Source organism: Afipia broomeae ATCC 49717 (assembly GCF_000314675.2).
Taxonomy (GTDB): Bacteria; Pseudomonadota; Alphaproteobacteria; order Rhizobiales; family Xanthobacteraceae; genus Afipia; species Afipia broomeae.
In genome coordinates, this window is the sequence record NZ_KB375284.1 from 432,089 (window position 1) to 447,044 (window position 14,956).

The following is a 14,956-nucleotide window of genomic DNA, read 5'->3' on the forward strand; positions in this document are numbered from 1 at the left end:
AGTATGACCTCGCCGCCCGAACAGCCTCGCCCCCTGGCGCAGCGTCTGCTGTGGTTCGCGGCGCTGTGGCTGCTGGGGACCGGCACCGTTGCCGCTTTCGCCTACGTCCTGCGGCTCTGGATCGCGCCGCACTGATCGCGGACGATCGCCGATTTTCGGATATATTTTAAGGATTTACGGCGCATGGTCGCCCGCCTTCGAGCGCGTGTCACTTGCCAGCGGAGCACGGCTAAGGTTTGATGCGCGCGGGGCACGAATTAACGCGGGATTCTCGACATGAACATCATCCGCTCTCTCGCTCTGGCGGCGGTCGCCGCCAGCCTGTTGTTCGCGGCGCCTCACGCCTTCGCGCAGGGCCGCGAGATGAACATCGGCGATCAGCCGGGATACATTCCCGATGACGAAGAAGTCTCGCCGGAATTCAAGCGTACAGCGGTCTTCTTCCGCACAACGGAAGCGCCGGGCACCATCATCATCAGCACCTCCGAGCGCTTCCTCTACCTGGTGCAGGGCAACGGCCGTGCGCTTCGCTACGGCATCGGCGTCGGCCGCGAAGGATTCCAGTGGCAGGGATTGCAGAAGATCTCCCGCAAGCAGGAGTGGCCGGACTGGACGCCACCGCCGGAAATGATCGCCCGTCAGCCTTACCTGCCGCGTTTCATGGCAGGCGGACCGGGCAACCCGATGGGCGCGCGTGCGCTTTATCTCGGCGCCACGGTTTATCGCATTCACGGGACCAACCAGCCGCAGACCATCGGCAGCGCCGTGTCGTCGGGATGCTTCCGCCTGGTCAATGCCGACGTGACCGACCTCTACGACCGCATCCCCGTCGGCACCAAGGTCATCATCCGCCAGCGGCCCGAAATCTGATCCCCCGATCACGCTCTTTCCTTTTCGCACGCATACTTGGAAGCGAGATTCATACATGTCCCTTTTTCCGCGCACCTTTGCCTCCGGTCTCACGCTCGGAGTTGTCATTGCGGTTGCCGTCGCCGCCGCCGCGATCGCGTACGAGCGATACGATACGCGGACATTGAAGCGGACCGTGAAACGCGATGCCGTGCTCTGCGGCGTCAACACCGGACTGCCGGGCTTCTCGATCCCCGATGATAAAGGCAACTGGTCCGGCTTCGACGTCGATATCTGCCGCGCCGTCGCCGCCGCGATCTTCAACGATCCGAACAAGGTGAAGTTCATCCCCCTCGACGCGAGCGAGCGTTTCAAGGAATTGCGCAATCGCAAGGTCGACATCCTGTCGCGCAACTCCACCTGGAGCATGTCGCGCGAAACCGAGTACGGCCTGAACTTCGCAGCCGTCGCCTATTACGACGGTGAAGGCTTCATGGTGCGCCAGTCGCGCAACATCACCTCCGGCCTCGAACTTGACGGCAGCAAAGTCTGCGTCCAGGCCGGCACCACGACCCAGCTCAATCTCGCGGACTATTTCCGCGCCAACAACATCAAGTATCAGGAACTGAATTTCCCGACCCTGGACGATGTCCTCAAGGCCTATGATTCCGGCCAGTGCGACGTGCTCACCACCGACGTGTCGCAGCTCTATGCGCTGCGGCTGCGGCTGACCAAGCCGGCCGAACACGCCATCCTGCCGGACGTGATCTCCAAGGAACCGCTGGCGCCGGTGGTGCGGCAGCGCGACGACGAGTGGCTGCTGATCGTGAAGTGGACGATCTACGCCATGCTGAACGCCGAAGAACTCGGCGTCACGTCCAAGAACATCGACGATGCACTGAAGTCAAAGAAGCCCGACATCATGCGTCTGCTCGGCACCGAAGGCGCCTACGGTGAGGAAATGGATCTGACGAAGGATTGGGCCGCGCGCATCATCCGCCACGTCGGCAACTACGGCGAGGTCTACGACCGCAACGTCGGCGAGGGATCGAAGCTCAAGATTCCGCGCGGCCTCAACCAGCTCTGGAACGCCGGCGGCATCCAGTACGCGCCGCCGATCCGGTAACGCGCACTCTCCTTGAGAGAGGTTGTGATGGCCGGGTTCGTCCCGGCCATTTTCTTTGAGCGGCCTGCTCAGTAACCCTTCATCCGCGCCAGTTGCTCGGCGTGATAGGCACTGTCGCCGAAAAGCTCCTGACATACACGCGCACGCTTCATGAAGAAGCCGATGTCGAAGGCGTCCGTCATGCCGACGCCGCCATGCATCTGCACGGCCTCCTGAACGGCCAGGGTCGCGGTCGTCCCGGCTTTCGCCTTGGCGACGGCCACCGCGGCACCCGCAGCGTCGAAATCGCTGTCCAGTGTCTGCAACGCCTTCATCACGGCGGCCTTGGTGATTTCGATCTCGGTGTAGAGATGCGCGGCACGATGCTGCAGCGCCTGGAATTCACCGATCAGCTTGCCGAACTGCTTGCGCTCCTTGAGGTACGTCACGGTGCGCGTGAAGGCTTCCTCGCTGAGGCCAACCATTTCCGACGCCACGGCGGCGCGGCCAACATTGAGAATGCCTTCGAGCAGCACGCCGCCCTGATCGACTTCACCGAGAACGCCGTCCGCCGTCACTTCGGCATCATTGAACACGATGCGCGCGGCGTTGTGCGCATCGACCATCGCGGTGCGCTCGATCTCGATGCCTTTGCTCCTGGGATTGACCAGAAACAAAGTCAATCCCTCGCGATCGCCGCTCTCGCCCGCGGTGCGGGCCGCGACGATCAACAAATCGGAGGCGTGCCCGTCAACCACGAAGGCTTTCGCGCCCTTGAGCTTGAAGCCATTGCCGGAGCGCACGGCCTTCATCGCCGTCTTCGAAGGACGATGTTTGGCGCCCTCGTCCACTGCGAGCGAGGCAATCAGCTCGCCCTTGGCAATCTTCGTCAGGTATTCCGACTTCTGCGCACCGTTGCCGCCGCGCGTCAACGCTGCCGCAGCGACGACACCGGTCGACAGAAACGGCGACGGCATCAGCGTATGGCCGATTTCTTCCATCACCACGCCGGACTCGACATAGCCAAGCCCGCTGCCGCCGAATTCTTCCGGCACCAGCAGACCCGAGAAACCCATCTCCGCGAATGTCTTCCACAACTCGCGCGAGAAACCGGTTTCGTCCCTGGTGTCGCGCAGCTTGCGCAGATGCGCCACCGGCGCCTTGTCGCTGATGAGACCGCGCGCGCTGTCACGCAGCATTGACTGTTCTTCGTTGAGGACGAGAGCCATAGGTGTTCCAATCGATACAGATAAACCTGAGTTGAAGCAGACTGTCATTGCGAGGAGCGAAGCGACGAAGCCATCCAGCTTTGCTCAAGGATGGATTGCTTCGCTTCGCTCGCAATGACGAAGTGTTTTAGGCGCCGGGCAGATCAAGAATGCGCTTGGCGACGATGCCGAGCATCACCTCGCTGGTGCCGCCCTCGATCGAGTTCGCCTTGGTGCGCAGCCAGGTCCGCGCCGTAAGTCCCTCGCGGGAGCGTTCGCTTTCCCATTCCAGCGCATCGACGCCGCCGGCCGACATCAGGATTTCGTACCTGCGCTTGTTCAGCTCGGTGCCGTAATACTTCAGCGCCGATGAGTAGGCCGGATGGCCCTGCCCTGCTTTCGCAAGATCGACCGCGCGCTCGGCGGCGCAGGCCATCGCGGCCTCGTCGATATCGAACGCCGCGATCTGACTGCGCAGCATGGGATCGTCCAGTTGGCCGCGCTCATCGACGCCGATGGAATTCGCCGCCACCTGACCCAGGGGCCGGGCGCCGCGGCGCTCGCCCACTTCACTGATCATGGAGCGCTCATGCTGGAGCAGATATTTCGCGACGTCCCAGCCGCGATTGACCGTGCCGACCACATGCGAACGCGGCACGCGGACGTTGTCGAAGAAGGTTTCGCAGAACGGCGACTTGCCGGAGATCAGAAGGATCGGCTTGGTCGAGACGCCCTTCGAGGTCATGTCGAACAGGATGAAGCTGATGCCGTCATGCTTCTTGGCGCTGAAGTCGGTCCGCACCAGGCAGAAAATCCAGTCGGCGAAATTCGCCATCGAGGTCCAGATCTTCTGGCCGTTGATGATGTAGTCGTCGCCGTCGACGTCGGCGCGTGTCTGCAACGATGCCAGATCCGAACCCGCGTTCGGCTCAGAGTAACCCTGGCACCAGCGGATCAGACCCGCGGCGATCTTCGGCAGATGCTCGCGCTTCTGCGCATCGGTGCCGTATTTCAGCAGCGCCGGTCCAAGCATCCAGATGCCGAAGCTCGACAGCGGAAGCCGCGCGCCGATCGCCGACATTTCCTGACGCAGGATTTTCGTTTCCTCCGCATCGAGGCCGCCGCCGCCATACTCCTTGGGCCAGTCCGGCACGGTCCAGCCCTTGTCGCGCATGCGCTCGAACCAGAGGCGCTGCGGCTCCGATGAGAACGTGGTGTTACGGCCGCCCCAGAACACGTCGGCTTCTCCCGTCACCGGCTTGCGCATCTCGGGCGGACAATTCGCTTCCAGCCAGGCCCGCGTTTCGCTGCGGAATTTTTCCATATCGGCCATTCGATCGTTCCTCGGGCTGATGGGCCGCGGCGCAATGGGCGCGGCTTTGTTTATTTTCCGGGCCGGACTGTACTGTCCGCTTGGCGGATTTCAATATCTCGCTGGCGCGAAAGCTTCACTCGGTACGATATGGTAGCCATGCACGACAGCCCCGCCCATACCTCGGCACTGCCGCGTTTAAAACAGAGGAGCCGCCATGCGCCTGAAAACGCTTTCGCCTAGCGAAATGAGCGACGATCAAAAAAGCATCTTTGAAGAATCGGTTTCAGGCAAACGCGGTACCGTTACGCCGCCGCTGCGCGCATGGATCTACGCGCCTGAAGTCGCGCGGCATGCCAGCCGGCTCGGCGCGTTCCTGCGTTACGACACCACACTCGGTCCGCGGCTGTCCGAACTGGCCATCCTCGTGACCGCACGGCACTGGAACGCGCAGTACGAATGGTATGCGCACAAGAAGATGGCACTCGCGGCGGGACTCGATCCGAACATCATCGCCGCCATCAATCATCGTCACGTTCCCGATTTCAACGACCGGAAAGCACAGCTCGTCTACGAATTCAGCGAATCGCTGCACGAAAATCACAACGTGCCAAAGCTGCTTTACACGGAAGCCGTCGAAATGCTCGGCGAAACCGGCGTGGTCGAACTGGTCGGCCTGCTCGGCTACTACGCGCTGGTGTCGATGACGCTCAACACCTTTCAGGTCGAATTGCCCGAGGGCGAGACCTCCGATCTTGTACCATGAGGAAGGCAGTCATACATCGATGAGAGCAGCGCATCGATACAATCGGAGAGACCTGGTATGTCCGGAGAAACCAAGGCGGCATCGACGTCTTTCAAACCGATTGCGGCGGGTACGCGGATCGGCCATGTGCATCTGAAGGTCGCGGACCTCGACCGCGCGCTGGGTTTTTACCAGGACGTGCTCGGGTTCGAGCTGATGCAGCGCTACGGCGATCAGGCCGCGTTCATTTCCGCGGGCGGCTATCACCACCACATCGGCCTCAATACATGGCACAGCAAGGGCGGAAGCCCGCCGCCGGAAGGCACGACTGGATTGTTTCACACCGCGATCCTCTATCCGACACGCGCGGCGCTGGCCGATGCGCTGCACCGGGTGCTGTCCGCCGGCATTGCGCTGGACGGCGCAAGCGATCACGGCGTCAGCGAGGCGCTTTATCTGCGCGATCCTGACCAGAACGGCGTCGAGCTTTATCGCGACCGGCCCGAGGCCGAGTGGCCAAGACACCCGGACGGAACGCTGGCGATGTTCACGCACCGCCTCGACGTCGAGGCGTTGCTGCGCGAGCGCGAAGCCTGATCAAATCGCCTTCGGCGTTTTTGCACGAACCAGCACGATCGCCGCGGCGATCAGTTGCAGCGCCGCACAGGCATAGAACGGCACGGTGTAACTGCCGAACGCATCGCGGAGCAGCCCTATAATTCCCGGACCGAACGCATAGGTGAACTGACAGATCGCCGTCACCAGGCTGACCAGCACGCCGAAGGCGACTGCGCTGAACTCCCGCTGTACGATGATCGACGGCAGCGTGATCATGTTGCCGACCGAGAAGCCGAACACCGCGCTGGCCGTGAACAGCGCAGCTTCGTTCCGGGTGTTGATCATCACGATCAGGGCGAGCGCCTGACTGACAGCCGAGACCGCCGCAGCCTTGCGCTGATCCATGCGATCGACAACAAGACCGAACAGGACCCGCCCGATCACCGCCATCGCGGTCATCAGCGCCACGGCGATGCTGGCGCGTTCGCGGCCCATGATCGGATCGAGAAACGAAATCTGATGCACGATGAAGCCGACCTGCGCGACCAGCAGCAGCGAAAACGGCACCGTGATGGTCCAGAACGAGAGGCTGCCGAAGGCAGCATGTCGTATCTCCGCTATCGAGCGCACGGCCGGCGCGGGCTCGGCGGCAAACACATCTGCCGGCGGCATCGCGCGTTTCGGCGGCCGGCCCACCCAGATCAGGATAGCGGGGATCGCCAGCGCCATGATCACCAGCGCTGCGCCGATCGACGTTGCAGGGAAACCGAATTTGCCGATAGCGCCGACCAGCAGCGGCACGCCAATCACACCGCCACAGCTTGCGCCATTCAGGGCAAGGCTGATCGCCATGCCGCGCTTCTTGTCGAACCACAGCCCCAGCGTGTTGTTGATCGCAGCGAGGCTGGTCCCCGCCCAGCCGAACGCGATCAGCGCATAGGCGACATACAATTGCCAGGGCGATGTGATCTGCCCGACCATCACTGTGCCTGCCGCGATGGTCACAATGCCGCCGATGAGAAGACGGCGCGGTCCGAGCGTGCGGATCGCCTCGCTGACGAACACGACCAGAACCGCGCTGAACAGATAGTAACAGGTGGTCGCCGTCGAAATCAGTGAGGCCGGCCACCCATGAAGGCGTTGCAGTTCGGCAAGGTAGACGCCCTGACCATAAAAACCGGCAGCCCAGGCGAATGTCGCGACAAGGAAGCAGACCCCGACGACCGGCCAGCCCTCATAGCGGATCGATGACTCGTCGACGATCTTCCCGTCGGCGGCGGGACCCGCGTGAGGTGCATTCATAGTCCGGCGTTCCCTGAAGGAGCTTGGCGCTCTTCTTTTCTGCCGATTCCGGCAGCAATGACGCCATCTGTCAGGATGCGGATCGCGGCGTCAAGCGAGACATCGTCATCGCCCGCATGACAGCCGGTCATGTCACGCGTGGGGCTTATGCCTTCGCCGCGTTGTAGAAGAACCGCTCGCGGAAAATCCTGTCGCCGCGCCATTCCTGCATGGCGATTTCATCGACATGGCGAGTTTTGCCATCGAGACCAACAAGATCGAAGTTCCAATGGATCATGACGTGATCGCCCTCCACCACCGACACCAGTGCCCTGGAGTGGACCTCTTTCATTTGCGCAAGGATGCCGCGCTCATGCGCCACCAGCCTGTCGCGGCCGACCCGCGGCGGCGCAGTGTTCTCCTGCATGCTGGCATCTTCGGTGTAATAGTGCTCGATGGCGCCGGCGTGATCGCCGCTCTCGACCACTGCAATGAATTCGTCAACGCGCGCACGTGTCGGCATCTGTGTTCCCCGGTTTATCAGCCGGAAACACTTAAGCACGCAATGTACAGAACGCTACGGGACGACGCTCCGTGTTTGTTGCAGTTTCGTGTGCATCACACGCACAGGCCTGGCGTTGGCGAGTGACGCGTTCAGCCAACGGCCTACTTGTACAGATAACCGACCGGCTGGCCTTCGGTGCGGAGAGGACGGACATCCCTCCCCGTGATGATTTGACCGGCCAGACCATCAATCTCGTCACGCTGCGTCGGGGTCCAACTGCGAAGACTGTCCATGCCCTTGAGAAGGCCAAGCCGCAGCACTTGCGTATTTTCGCCGACACCGACGAGAGAGATGGTGTTCTTGCTCGCAGTCACCACATCGCCGGCCGCAAGCTCGAAAGTCTTGCCCGCACTGTCCTTGAATTCGGCCGTGCCGCGAATGACGCGATGGATCACGACCTCGCCCTTCGTGAGAGAGGCTGCGTCCGCTGTTGCGGACGTACTCTTGGGCAGGAGCGAGTGGCCGCGCGGATCGGTTGCGATGATGTGGCCGGTGACAAGATGACCGCTCGGAATCTCGATTCCGATATCGCGCACATAAACAGGCATGGCCGACTTGATGAGACTGTCGGGTGAGCCAGCCGCCAGCGGCTTGAACAGCGCATCGAGCGCCAATGGGTCCTGAAGCCAGAAGCCGGCATCGGCCGGGCGATCATGCAGCGGATGGCTCCACGCCACACGCGGCGTTTCATCTTCATTGATCTGATCCGGGCCCACGATGGTTGGATTGGGAAATGTCGTGGGATCGGTAATGAAGGCTTCGAGAAATTTTCCGGAGTAGCCCATCGAAATCGGATCGGGCGCCACGGTCTGCGGCGTCTTCAGATTCTCCTCCGTCGACAACCCCGACCATGTGTAGAAGAGCTGACGATGCACGATCGCGCTTTGCAGCATCACCGCGCCGGGGCCGACGTTGTAAAAACGCCCATCGTAATCGAAGGTGAACATGCCCGACGTGACCAGCACGAGCTGGAAGCCGCCCGGCGGAAGATGAAGATGGAAATCGGTGGGGCCTGTATCCGGGAGATAGATCGGCAGATTTGTCGCGACCTCATGGAGCAGGAAGGCTTCGTTGTTCGCATGGAAGCCTTCGTCCGCGCGGCTGTAGAGCGCCTGCGGGCGATACGTCGCCTCGTATGTCGTATCCTTGTGGCGATCGATGGCGACGAAGCTCTGCGTGTTCAGACGAATGGGGGCGCCGTTCGGGCGCGTGAGACCAGACGATTTTGAACCGACAGCAGCATGTACATTCATAGCATCCTCCAATCCGGGCGACCCGCGCCGGCGCAGTTGCTTCTGCAATGCATCATGCGAATTCCACGCCAGCGCCCGCATCACGAGCGGTCACGGTGTGCGGAAGTTTTGCGCAATCAAGGATGTGGCTGAGTCCGTGCGGGATTCAGCCCAGCGGCAATCTGGGGCCTGGCCGTCGCGCAACGCGCCGCCTCTGGCATCCCAGGAAAGCGCCCGTTCAGGCAGGCACGCGCAGCCGCAACCGGCCCAGCGATCAGGCAGTTGCGCGGGGCCTTTGCCTAATATTCCACCTCGAGCTCTTCGATTTCCGCCGGCTCCTGCCGCGCAGCTTCAATCCACTCCTGCATTTCAGGAAGGGCGATCACCCGTTTTGCGTAAGCAGCCAGCGACGGGCTGATCTGCACATCGTAGGTCAGGAAGCGCGTGACAACCGGTGCATACATGGCGTCCGCCATCGACCTATGTCCGAACAGGAACGGGCCGCCGGATTTTTCCAGACAGTCGCTCCAGATCGCGCAGACCCGATCGATGTCTGCCTGCGCCCGCGACCAGATCTTGAAGCCGGGAAAGTGCCCCTTGATGTTGACCGGCAGCGACGAGCGCAGCGCCGTGAAGCCTGAATGAATCTCGCCGCAGATCGACCGGCAATGCGCCCGCGGAATGCGTTCCGACGGCAATAAACCCGCTTCCGGCATGAGATCGTTGAGATATTCACCAATCGCCAGCGTGTCCCAGACCACCGCCCCCTCATGACGCAGGCACGGCACCAGAATCGACGACGACAGCAAAAGGATTTCCGCCCGGGCCGACGGATCGTCCGCCGCCGTGATGATCTCGTCGAACTCGAGCCCCGAGAACTTGGTCAGCAGCCAGCCGCGCAGCGACCATGAGGAGTAGTTCTTGCTGCTGATGGTCAACGTGGCCTTGGCCATGGTCGCTCTCCTAACGCCTGCACATCAAAGAGGCGGATCGCACTTTTCCGCCCGGTCATGCCCGCGCCTGCCTGTTGTTTAAGCGCTTGCTCCTTTTACACACAGCAAACGACATGCCAGTCCGAATGGCCGATTGACGGGGCTCTGGCGTCAAGTTTGCATGGCACAAAGCAAGGGAATGTGCCGGATGTCTCCAATGATGTACCAGACCTATCAGAACACCATGGACATGACGGCCCCGTGGCGAAACGGGGCCTCAACAGCGCTGTCCTATCTGAAAATGCTCCCCGAGGGTTTTTCGGACAAGGTGTTCGGCCGCCTCGCCGCCACGCTCGAACTGATGTCGCGCAGCTCGCTGACCTACAAGCGGCCGGAATACGACATCAAGCCGGTGGCGGTCGGCAACCGGGAATGGCCGGTGATCGAGGAAGTCCCGTTCGCGACGCCGTTCGGCTCGCTGCTGCATTTCAAGAAGGACGGCGCGCCCGACCAGCCGAAGGTTCTGCTGGTCGCGCCGATGTCGGGTCATTTCGCGACACTGCTGCGCGGCACGGTACAGACGCTGTTGCAGGATCACGATGTCTACATCACCGACTGGCACAATCCGCGCGACATCCCGCTCGATCAGGGCAAGTTCGGCCTCGACGAATATACCGAGCATCTCATCACCTTCATGGATCAGCTCGGCCCGAAGTCTCACATGGTGGCGGTGTGCCAGCCGTCGGTGTCGGCGCTGGCGGCCTGTGCCATCATGTCGGAGGACAATCATCGCGCGCGCCCGGCGAGCCTCACCTTGATGGCAGGACCGATCGATACGCGCATTGCGCCAACCAAGGTCAACGAATTCGCAACCTCGAAGCCGCTGAAGTGGTTCGAGGACAATCTGATCAACTACGTGCCGATGCAGTGCAAGGGCGCCTTCCGCAAGGTCTATCCCGGCTTCATTCAGGTCACCGCGTTCGTATCGATGAATCTCGAACGGCACGTCAAGTCGCACAAGGACTTGCTGGAGCATCTGGCGAAGGGTGAAGTCGAGAAGGCCGACACCATCAAGACTTTCTACGACGAGTATTTCGCGGTGATGGATCTGCCGGCGGATTTCTACATCGACACCATCCGCGATGTCTTTCAGGAACACCTGCTGCCGCAGGGCAAGCTCACCTACAAGGGACGCGCGGTGAACCCGGCCTCCATCAAGAAGATGGGCCTGATGACGGTGGAAGGCGAGAAGGACGACATCTGCTCGATCGGGCAGACGCTGGCGGCGCAGGATCTCTGCACCGGCGTGCGCGCCTATCGCAAGGTGCATCACATGCAGGCCGGCGTCGGCCACTACGGCGTCTTCAGCGGCCGCAAGTGGAATACCGAAATCTATCCGCTGCTGCGGGATTTCATCCACGTCAATGCGTGACGGCTTCGCCGGAGGGGCAGGCCCACGCTACTCCGCCAGCGCTTTCATCTCCCTGTAGAGATCGGATTTGCCCTCGAAGCCGATGCCCGGCAGGTCGGGCATGGTGATATGGCCGTTCTCGACCCGCACCCCATCCGGGAAGCCGCCGTAAGGCTGAAACAGATCCGGATAACTCTCGTTGCCCCCAAGGCCGAGACCCGCTGCGATGTTCAATGACATCTGATGCCCGCCATGCGGGATGCAGCGCGACGGCGACCAGCCATGGGTCTTCAGCACATCGAGCGTGCGCAGGTATTCGCAGAGCCCGTACGACAAGGCGCAGTCGAACTGCAGCCAGTCGCGATCCGGCCGCATGCCGCCGTAGCGAATGAGATTGCGCGCGTCCTGATGGCTGAACAGATTCTCGCCGGTGGCCATCGGGCCGGGATAGAATTCGGCGAGCGCCGCCTGCAGCTGGAAGTCGAGCGGATCGCCCACTTCTTCGTACCAGAACAGCGGATACTCGCGCAGCATCTTGGCGTAGGCGATGCCGGTCTCCAGATCGAAGCGGCCGTTGGCATCCACCGCAAGCTGCGCCTGATTGCCGATCTCTTTCAGCACCGCCTCGATGCGCTCCTGATCTTCCGCGATCGATGCACCGCCGATCTTCATCTTGACGACATTGTAGCCGCGATCGAGATAGCCGCGCATCTCGCCGCGGAGTGCCGACAGATCCTTGCCCGGATAGTAGTAGCCACCCGCCGCATAGACGAACACGCGCGGATCGGCCTTGCGATTGTGGCGCTCCGCCAGCAGACGAAACAGCGGCTTGCCGGCGATCTTCGCCACTGCATCCCAGATCGCCATGTCGATGGTGCCGACCGCGACCGAACGCTCGCCGTGGCCGCCGGGCTTCTCGTTCGACATCAGCGCAGCCCACGCCTTGTCGGGATCGATGTTGTCGCCGCCGGAATTCAGCAGCGTCTTCGGATCGGCTTCCAGCAGCCGCGGCGCGAAACGTTCGCGGATCAGCCCGCCCTGCCCGTAACGTCCGTTGGAATTGAAGCCGTAGCCGACCACACGCTTGCCGTCGCGAACCGCATCGGTGACGACAGCGACGAGGCTGGTCGTCATCTTCGTGAAATCGATGTAGGCGTTGCGGATCGGGGACGAGATCGGCTTGGTGATTTCGCGGACATCGACGATACGGACGGACATGGACAGCTAACTCCGGTCTTTCGCCTTCGCTTTCTTGCGCGCGATGTCTACGCCACAAGGCGGAAGCGAAACAGCGATTTTTTGCCACAGCCGGGTTCTTTTCCGCGGTTCCGCCCGTGTGGTAGACAACGCGCCGAAAGCCCGGAGATGCCATGCCGGAACGCAGGACGCATCCTATTGCTTCTGCGGCAACGCTTTCGGGAAATTCGGCAAGTCCGATGGCTGCAACGCCGAGTGCACCGGCAACCGCGAGGAGACATGCGGCGGCACCTGGGCCAATGCGATCTACAAGGTCAACTGATCTCTACTCGCAGAACCGCTTTCCGTCGGTATAAAAGCAGAACGGCGAACTATCCGTCGGCGGCGAAATTTCCCGGGCGATGTTCCGGCGATTCCAGATCGCGCGCCGCTGATATTTAGAGAGACGCGGCGCAGGCGCCGTGCAGCGGCTGCTGAGGTGTTCGTCCGTGACATTGATCCACACAGCCTTGGCGCCATCGACGGTGCAGGTCTGCATCATGGCTTTTTGCACACAGACGTTCGCACCCTCGCTGTATTTTCTGTTGTTGTAGACACACAACAGCGCGGCAGGCTTCGGCTCGGCGGACGGCCTTTGCTCGACCGTATTCTTTTGTTCAGTCGATGGCTTTTGCTCCGGCGGCGTTTGCGCAGCGGCAGGCACACCGAGCAGGACAAGAAGGCAGAGCGAGAGGGCGCGGATCATTCTCTCTCTTTAGCGCAGGGCGGCCCGGCAAAGAAGGCGACCGCCGCGAAAATGCTTAAAGAAAACAGATTCAAATATCGCCAATTGAAGGATCGTATCCGGTCCGGCAACAAGCCGGACCGGATATCGTGGTCGTCTTACTTGGTCAGCGGACAGCCGCTTTCCTTCGCGGTCGGGAACGCCTTGTCGCCCGGCACCACCGCCAGCTCCTTGTAGTAGTCCCAGGGCTTCTTCGACTCGGACGGCTTCTTGACCTCGAACAGGTAGAGGTCGTGAACCATACGGCCGTTTTCGAGCACCTTGCCGCCCTGAGCAAAGTCGTCATCGACCGGCAGTTCCTTCAGCTTCTTGGCCACCGCTTCGGTGTCCTTGGTGCCCGCCGCCTTGACGGCCTTCAGGTACTGCAAGGTCGCAGAGTAGGTGCCGGCCTGAATCATGTTCGGCATCCGGCCGGTGCGCTTGAAGAACTTCTCTCCGAAATTGCGCGAGCGCGCGTCGCGATCCCAGTAATAGCCTTCCGTCAGCACCAGGCCCTGCGCGGCTTCCAGACCGAGGCCGTGGACTTCTGCCGCCGTGAGCAGCAGTCCGGCGAGTTTCTGGCCACCCTTGACGATGCCGAATTCCGCCGCCTGCTTGATCGAGTTCGTGGTGTCGAGACCGGCATTGGCGAGCCCGATGATTTTCGCTTTCGAGCTTTGCGCCTGCAGCAGGAACGATGAGAAGTCGGCGGTATTCAGGGGAATGCGGACCGCGCCCACGACCTTGCCGCCCTGCTGGGTGACGAAGTCGCCGGTGTCCTTTTCCAGCGCATGGCCGAACGCATAGTCCGCGGTCATGAAGAACCATGTGTCGCCGCCGGCCTTCACCAGCGCTCCGCCGGTGCCGTATGCGAGCGCGCGGGTGTCATACGCCCAGTGGAAGCCGTAAGGCTGACAGGCATCGCCGCTCAGACGCGAGGTCGCAGCGCCGACCACGATATCGATCTTCTTCATCTGCTTGGAGAGATCATGCACCGCGAGCGCAACCGACGACGTGGTCAGCTCGGTGATCATGTCGACGTTCTCGACTTCATACCAGCGGCGCGCAATGCTGACGCCGAGGTCCGGCTTGTTCTGGTGATCGGCGGAGACGACTTCAATCTTCTGGCCAAGCACCGAGCCGCCGAACTCCTCGACCGCCATCTTGGCTGCTTCAAAGGACCACTTGCCGCCGTAGTCGGCATAGACGCCGGACTGATCGTTGAGAATGCCGATCTTGACGCCCTGCTGCGCGAAGGCCGGCAGTGCCGTTGTGAGGCTGAACGCCGCGACCGCTGCGGCCCAAAACTTCGATGTCATATTGCGCTCCCAGTTATTTCTTGTTTGAGAGGCCTTTATAGCGGGATCAGGTTTGCGCGGGGCATTGAACTTTCGCATCGGCTCCGTGCGGGACATGCAAAAGATTTTGCGGCGCACAAGGAATATTCGCAGCCCGCGGATTCAGCCCCTGAACCGGCCGGCGGAAAGCTTGCGAAAACGCACGCCCTTTCCATCCGCGAGCCGGGTCGCCTCATAACCTCCGTCACGGATCGCGTCCCGTTGCGGGCGCGCGTTTTCGGGGTTGCGCTCCTTCTCCCACCATGACGCCCGCTGCGACGCGCGCGGCAGCGCGAACCCCAGCAGATCTTCGATCTCCTCAAAGCTCAGCACGAGTTCAGTCTTGGTCTGCTGCGAGAGATACTCGCGGAGCGGGTCGTAATCGCCCAACTGCGGGCTCCGTCATTGAAAACCGGTGTCTGAGCCGATAGGTACGTCGCATCGCCTCTCTTGAACAGGGC

The 14,956-nt window shown here is 61.7% G+C and carries 17 protein-coding genes; 7 read left to right on the forward strand and 10 right to left on the reverse strand.

Annotated features, from left to right (window positions below; genetic code table 11):
• Window positions 1–3 precede the first annotated feature (3 nt).
• From HMPREF9695_RS26180 to HMPREF9695_RS21540, 3 genes are all read left to right on the forward strand, one after another.
• Window positions 4–135 carry a hypothetical protein gene (locus HMPREF9695_RS26180; protein WP_006023021.1) on the forward strand — a complete coding sequence of 44 codons (132 nt, stop codon included), beginning with the start codon at window positions 4–6 and terminating at the stop codon, window positions 133–135.
• Between the two features lie 141 nt (window positions 136–276).
• Window positions 277–870, forward strand: a complete 594-nt coding sequence (locus tag HMPREF9695_RS21535; RefSeq protein ID WP_006023022.1) for a L,D-transpeptidase — start codon at window positions 277–279, stop codon at window positions 868–870.
• Window positions 871–925: 55 nt separating this feature from the next.
• The gene (locus HMPREF9695_RS21540) at window positions 926–1,975 is read left to right on the forward strand and encodes an amino acid ABC transporter substrate-binding protein (protein ID WP_006023023.1); all 1,050 of its coding nucleotides are present in this window, start codon (window positions 926–928) and stop codon (window positions 1,973–1,975) included.
• A 68-nt stretch (window positions 1,976–2,043) separates the two neighbouring features.
• Here the strand turns inward: HMPREF9695_RS21540 and HMPREF9695_RS21545 are convergent, their stop codons facing one another.
• Both HMPREF9695_RS21545 and HMPREF9695_RS21550 read right to left on the reverse strand, forming a co-directional pair.
• A complete protein-coding gene (locus HMPREF9695_RS21545) occupies window positions 2,044–3,183 on the reverse strand; it encodes an acyl-CoA dehydrogenase family protein (RefSeq protein WP_006023024.1) in 1,140 nt (379 codons plus the stop codon).
• A 127-nt stretch (window positions 3,184–3,310) separates the two neighbouring features.
• Window positions 3,311–4,495, reverse strand: coding sequence for an acyl-CoA dehydrogenase family protein (locus tag HMPREF9695_RS21550; protein ID WP_006023025.1), 1,185 nt, complete (start codon window positions 4,493–4,495; stop codon window positions 3,311–3,313).
• Between the two features lie 196 nt (window positions 4,496–4,691).
• Here HMPREF9695_RS21550 and HMPREF9695_RS21555 point away from each other — a divergent pair, with 196 nt between their 5' ends.
• Entirely contained in the window at window positions 4,692–5,240 is a 549-nt protein-coding gene (locus HMPREF9695_RS21555) for a carboxymuconolactone decarboxylase family protein (protein ID WP_006023026.1), read from the forward strand.
• Window positions 5,241–5,297: 57 nt separating this feature from the next.
• Window positions 5,298–5,816, forward strand: coding sequence for a VOC family protein (locus HMPREF9695_RS21560; protein ID WP_006023027.1), 519 nt, complete (start codon window positions 5,298–5,300; stop codon window positions 5,814–5,816).
• On the opposite strand, the gene HMPREF9695_RS21565 is transcribed toward HMPREF9695_RS21560, so the two are convergent.
• The 4 genes from HMPREF9695_RS21565 to HMPREF9695_RS21580 form a co-directional block, all read right to left on the reverse strand.
• Window positions 5,817–7,079, reverse strand: coding sequence for an MFS transporter (locus HMPREF9695_RS21565; RefSeq protein WP_006023028.1), 1,263 nt, complete (start codon window positions 7,077–7,079; stop codon window positions 5,817–5,819).
• Window positions 7,080–7,224: 145 nt separating this feature from the next.
• On the reverse strand, window positions 7,225–7,581 hold the full coding sequence (locus HMPREF9695_RS21570; RefSeq protein ID WP_006023029.1) for a nuclear transport factor 2 family protein: 357 nt from the start codon (window positions 7,579–7,581) through the stop codon (window positions 7,225–7,227).
• 143 nt (window positions 7,582–7,724) lie between these two features.
• The gene (locus tag HMPREF9695_RS21575; RefSeq protein ID WP_006023030.1) at window positions 7,725–8,876 is read right to left on the reverse strand and encodes a hypothetical protein; all 1,152 of its coding nucleotides are present in this window, start codon (window positions 8,874–8,876) and stop codon (window positions 7,725–7,727) included.
• A 278-nt stretch (window positions 8,877–9,154) separates the two neighbouring features.
• Complete coding sequence (locus HMPREF9695_RS21580; RefSeq protein ID WP_006023031.1) at window positions 9,155–9,808, reverse strand: glutathione S-transferase family protein; 654 nt, start codon at window positions 9,806–9,808, stop codon at window positions 9,155–9,157.
• A gap of 187 nt (window positions 9,809–9,995) precedes the next feature.
• On the opposite strand from HMPREF9695_RS21580, the gene HMPREF9695_RS21585 reads away from it, so the two are divergent.
• The gene (locus HMPREF9695_RS21585) at window positions 9,996–11,219 is read left to right on the forward strand and encodes a polyhydroxyalkanoate depolymerase (RefSeq protein WP_041713027.1); all 1,224 of its coding nucleotides are present in this window, start codon (window positions 9,996–9,998) and stop codon (window positions 11,217–11,219) included.
• Window positions 11,220–11,246: 27 nt separating this feature from the next.
• On the opposite strand, the gene HMPREF9695_RS21590 is transcribed toward HMPREF9695_RS21585, so the two are convergent.
• Entirely contained in the window at window positions 11,247–12,416 is a 1,170-nt protein-coding gene (locus HMPREF9695_RS21590; protein ID WP_006023033.1) for a mandelate racemase/muconate lactonizing enzyme family protein, read from the reverse strand.
• Between the two features lie 118 nt (window positions 12,417–12,534).
• Between HMPREF9695_RS21590 and HMPREF9695_RS21595 the strand changes: the two genes are divergently transcribed.
• Entirely contained in the window at window positions 12,535–12,717 is a 183-nt protein-coding gene (locus HMPREF9695_RS21595) for a WSC domain-containing protein (protein ID WP_041713029.1), read from the forward strand.
• 3 nt (window positions 12,718–12,720) lie between these two features.
• On the opposite strand, the gene HMPREF9695_RS21600 is transcribed toward HMPREF9695_RS21595, so the two are convergent.
• The 3 genes from HMPREF9695_RS21600 to HMPREF9695_RS21610 all read right to left on the reverse strand — a co-directional run bounded on the left by HMPREF9695_RS21600 (window position 12,721) and on the right by HMPREF9695_RS21610 (window position 14,885).
• Complete coding sequence (locus tag HMPREF9695_RS21600; RefSeq protein ID WP_006023035.1) at window positions 12,721–13,140, reverse strand: DUF1496 domain-containing protein; 420 nt, start codon at window positions 13,138–13,140, stop codon at window positions 12,721–12,723.
• Window positions 13,141–13,277: 137 nt separating this feature from the next.
• Window positions 13,278–14,477, reverse strand: coding sequence for an ABC transporter substrate-binding protein (locus HMPREF9695_RS21605; protein ID WP_006023036.1), 1,200 nt, complete (start codon window positions 14,475–14,477; stop codon window positions 13,278–13,280).
• Window positions 14,478–14,618: 141 nt separating this feature from the next.
• Window positions 14,619–14,885 (reverse strand): DUF7662 domain-containing protein, encoded by a 267-nt coding sequence (locus tag HMPREF9695_RS21610; RefSeq protein ID WP_006023037.1) that lies wholly within the window; start codon window positions 14,883–14,885, stop codon window positions 14,619–14,621.
• Between the last annotated feature and the right edge of the window lie 71 nt (window positions 14,886–14,956).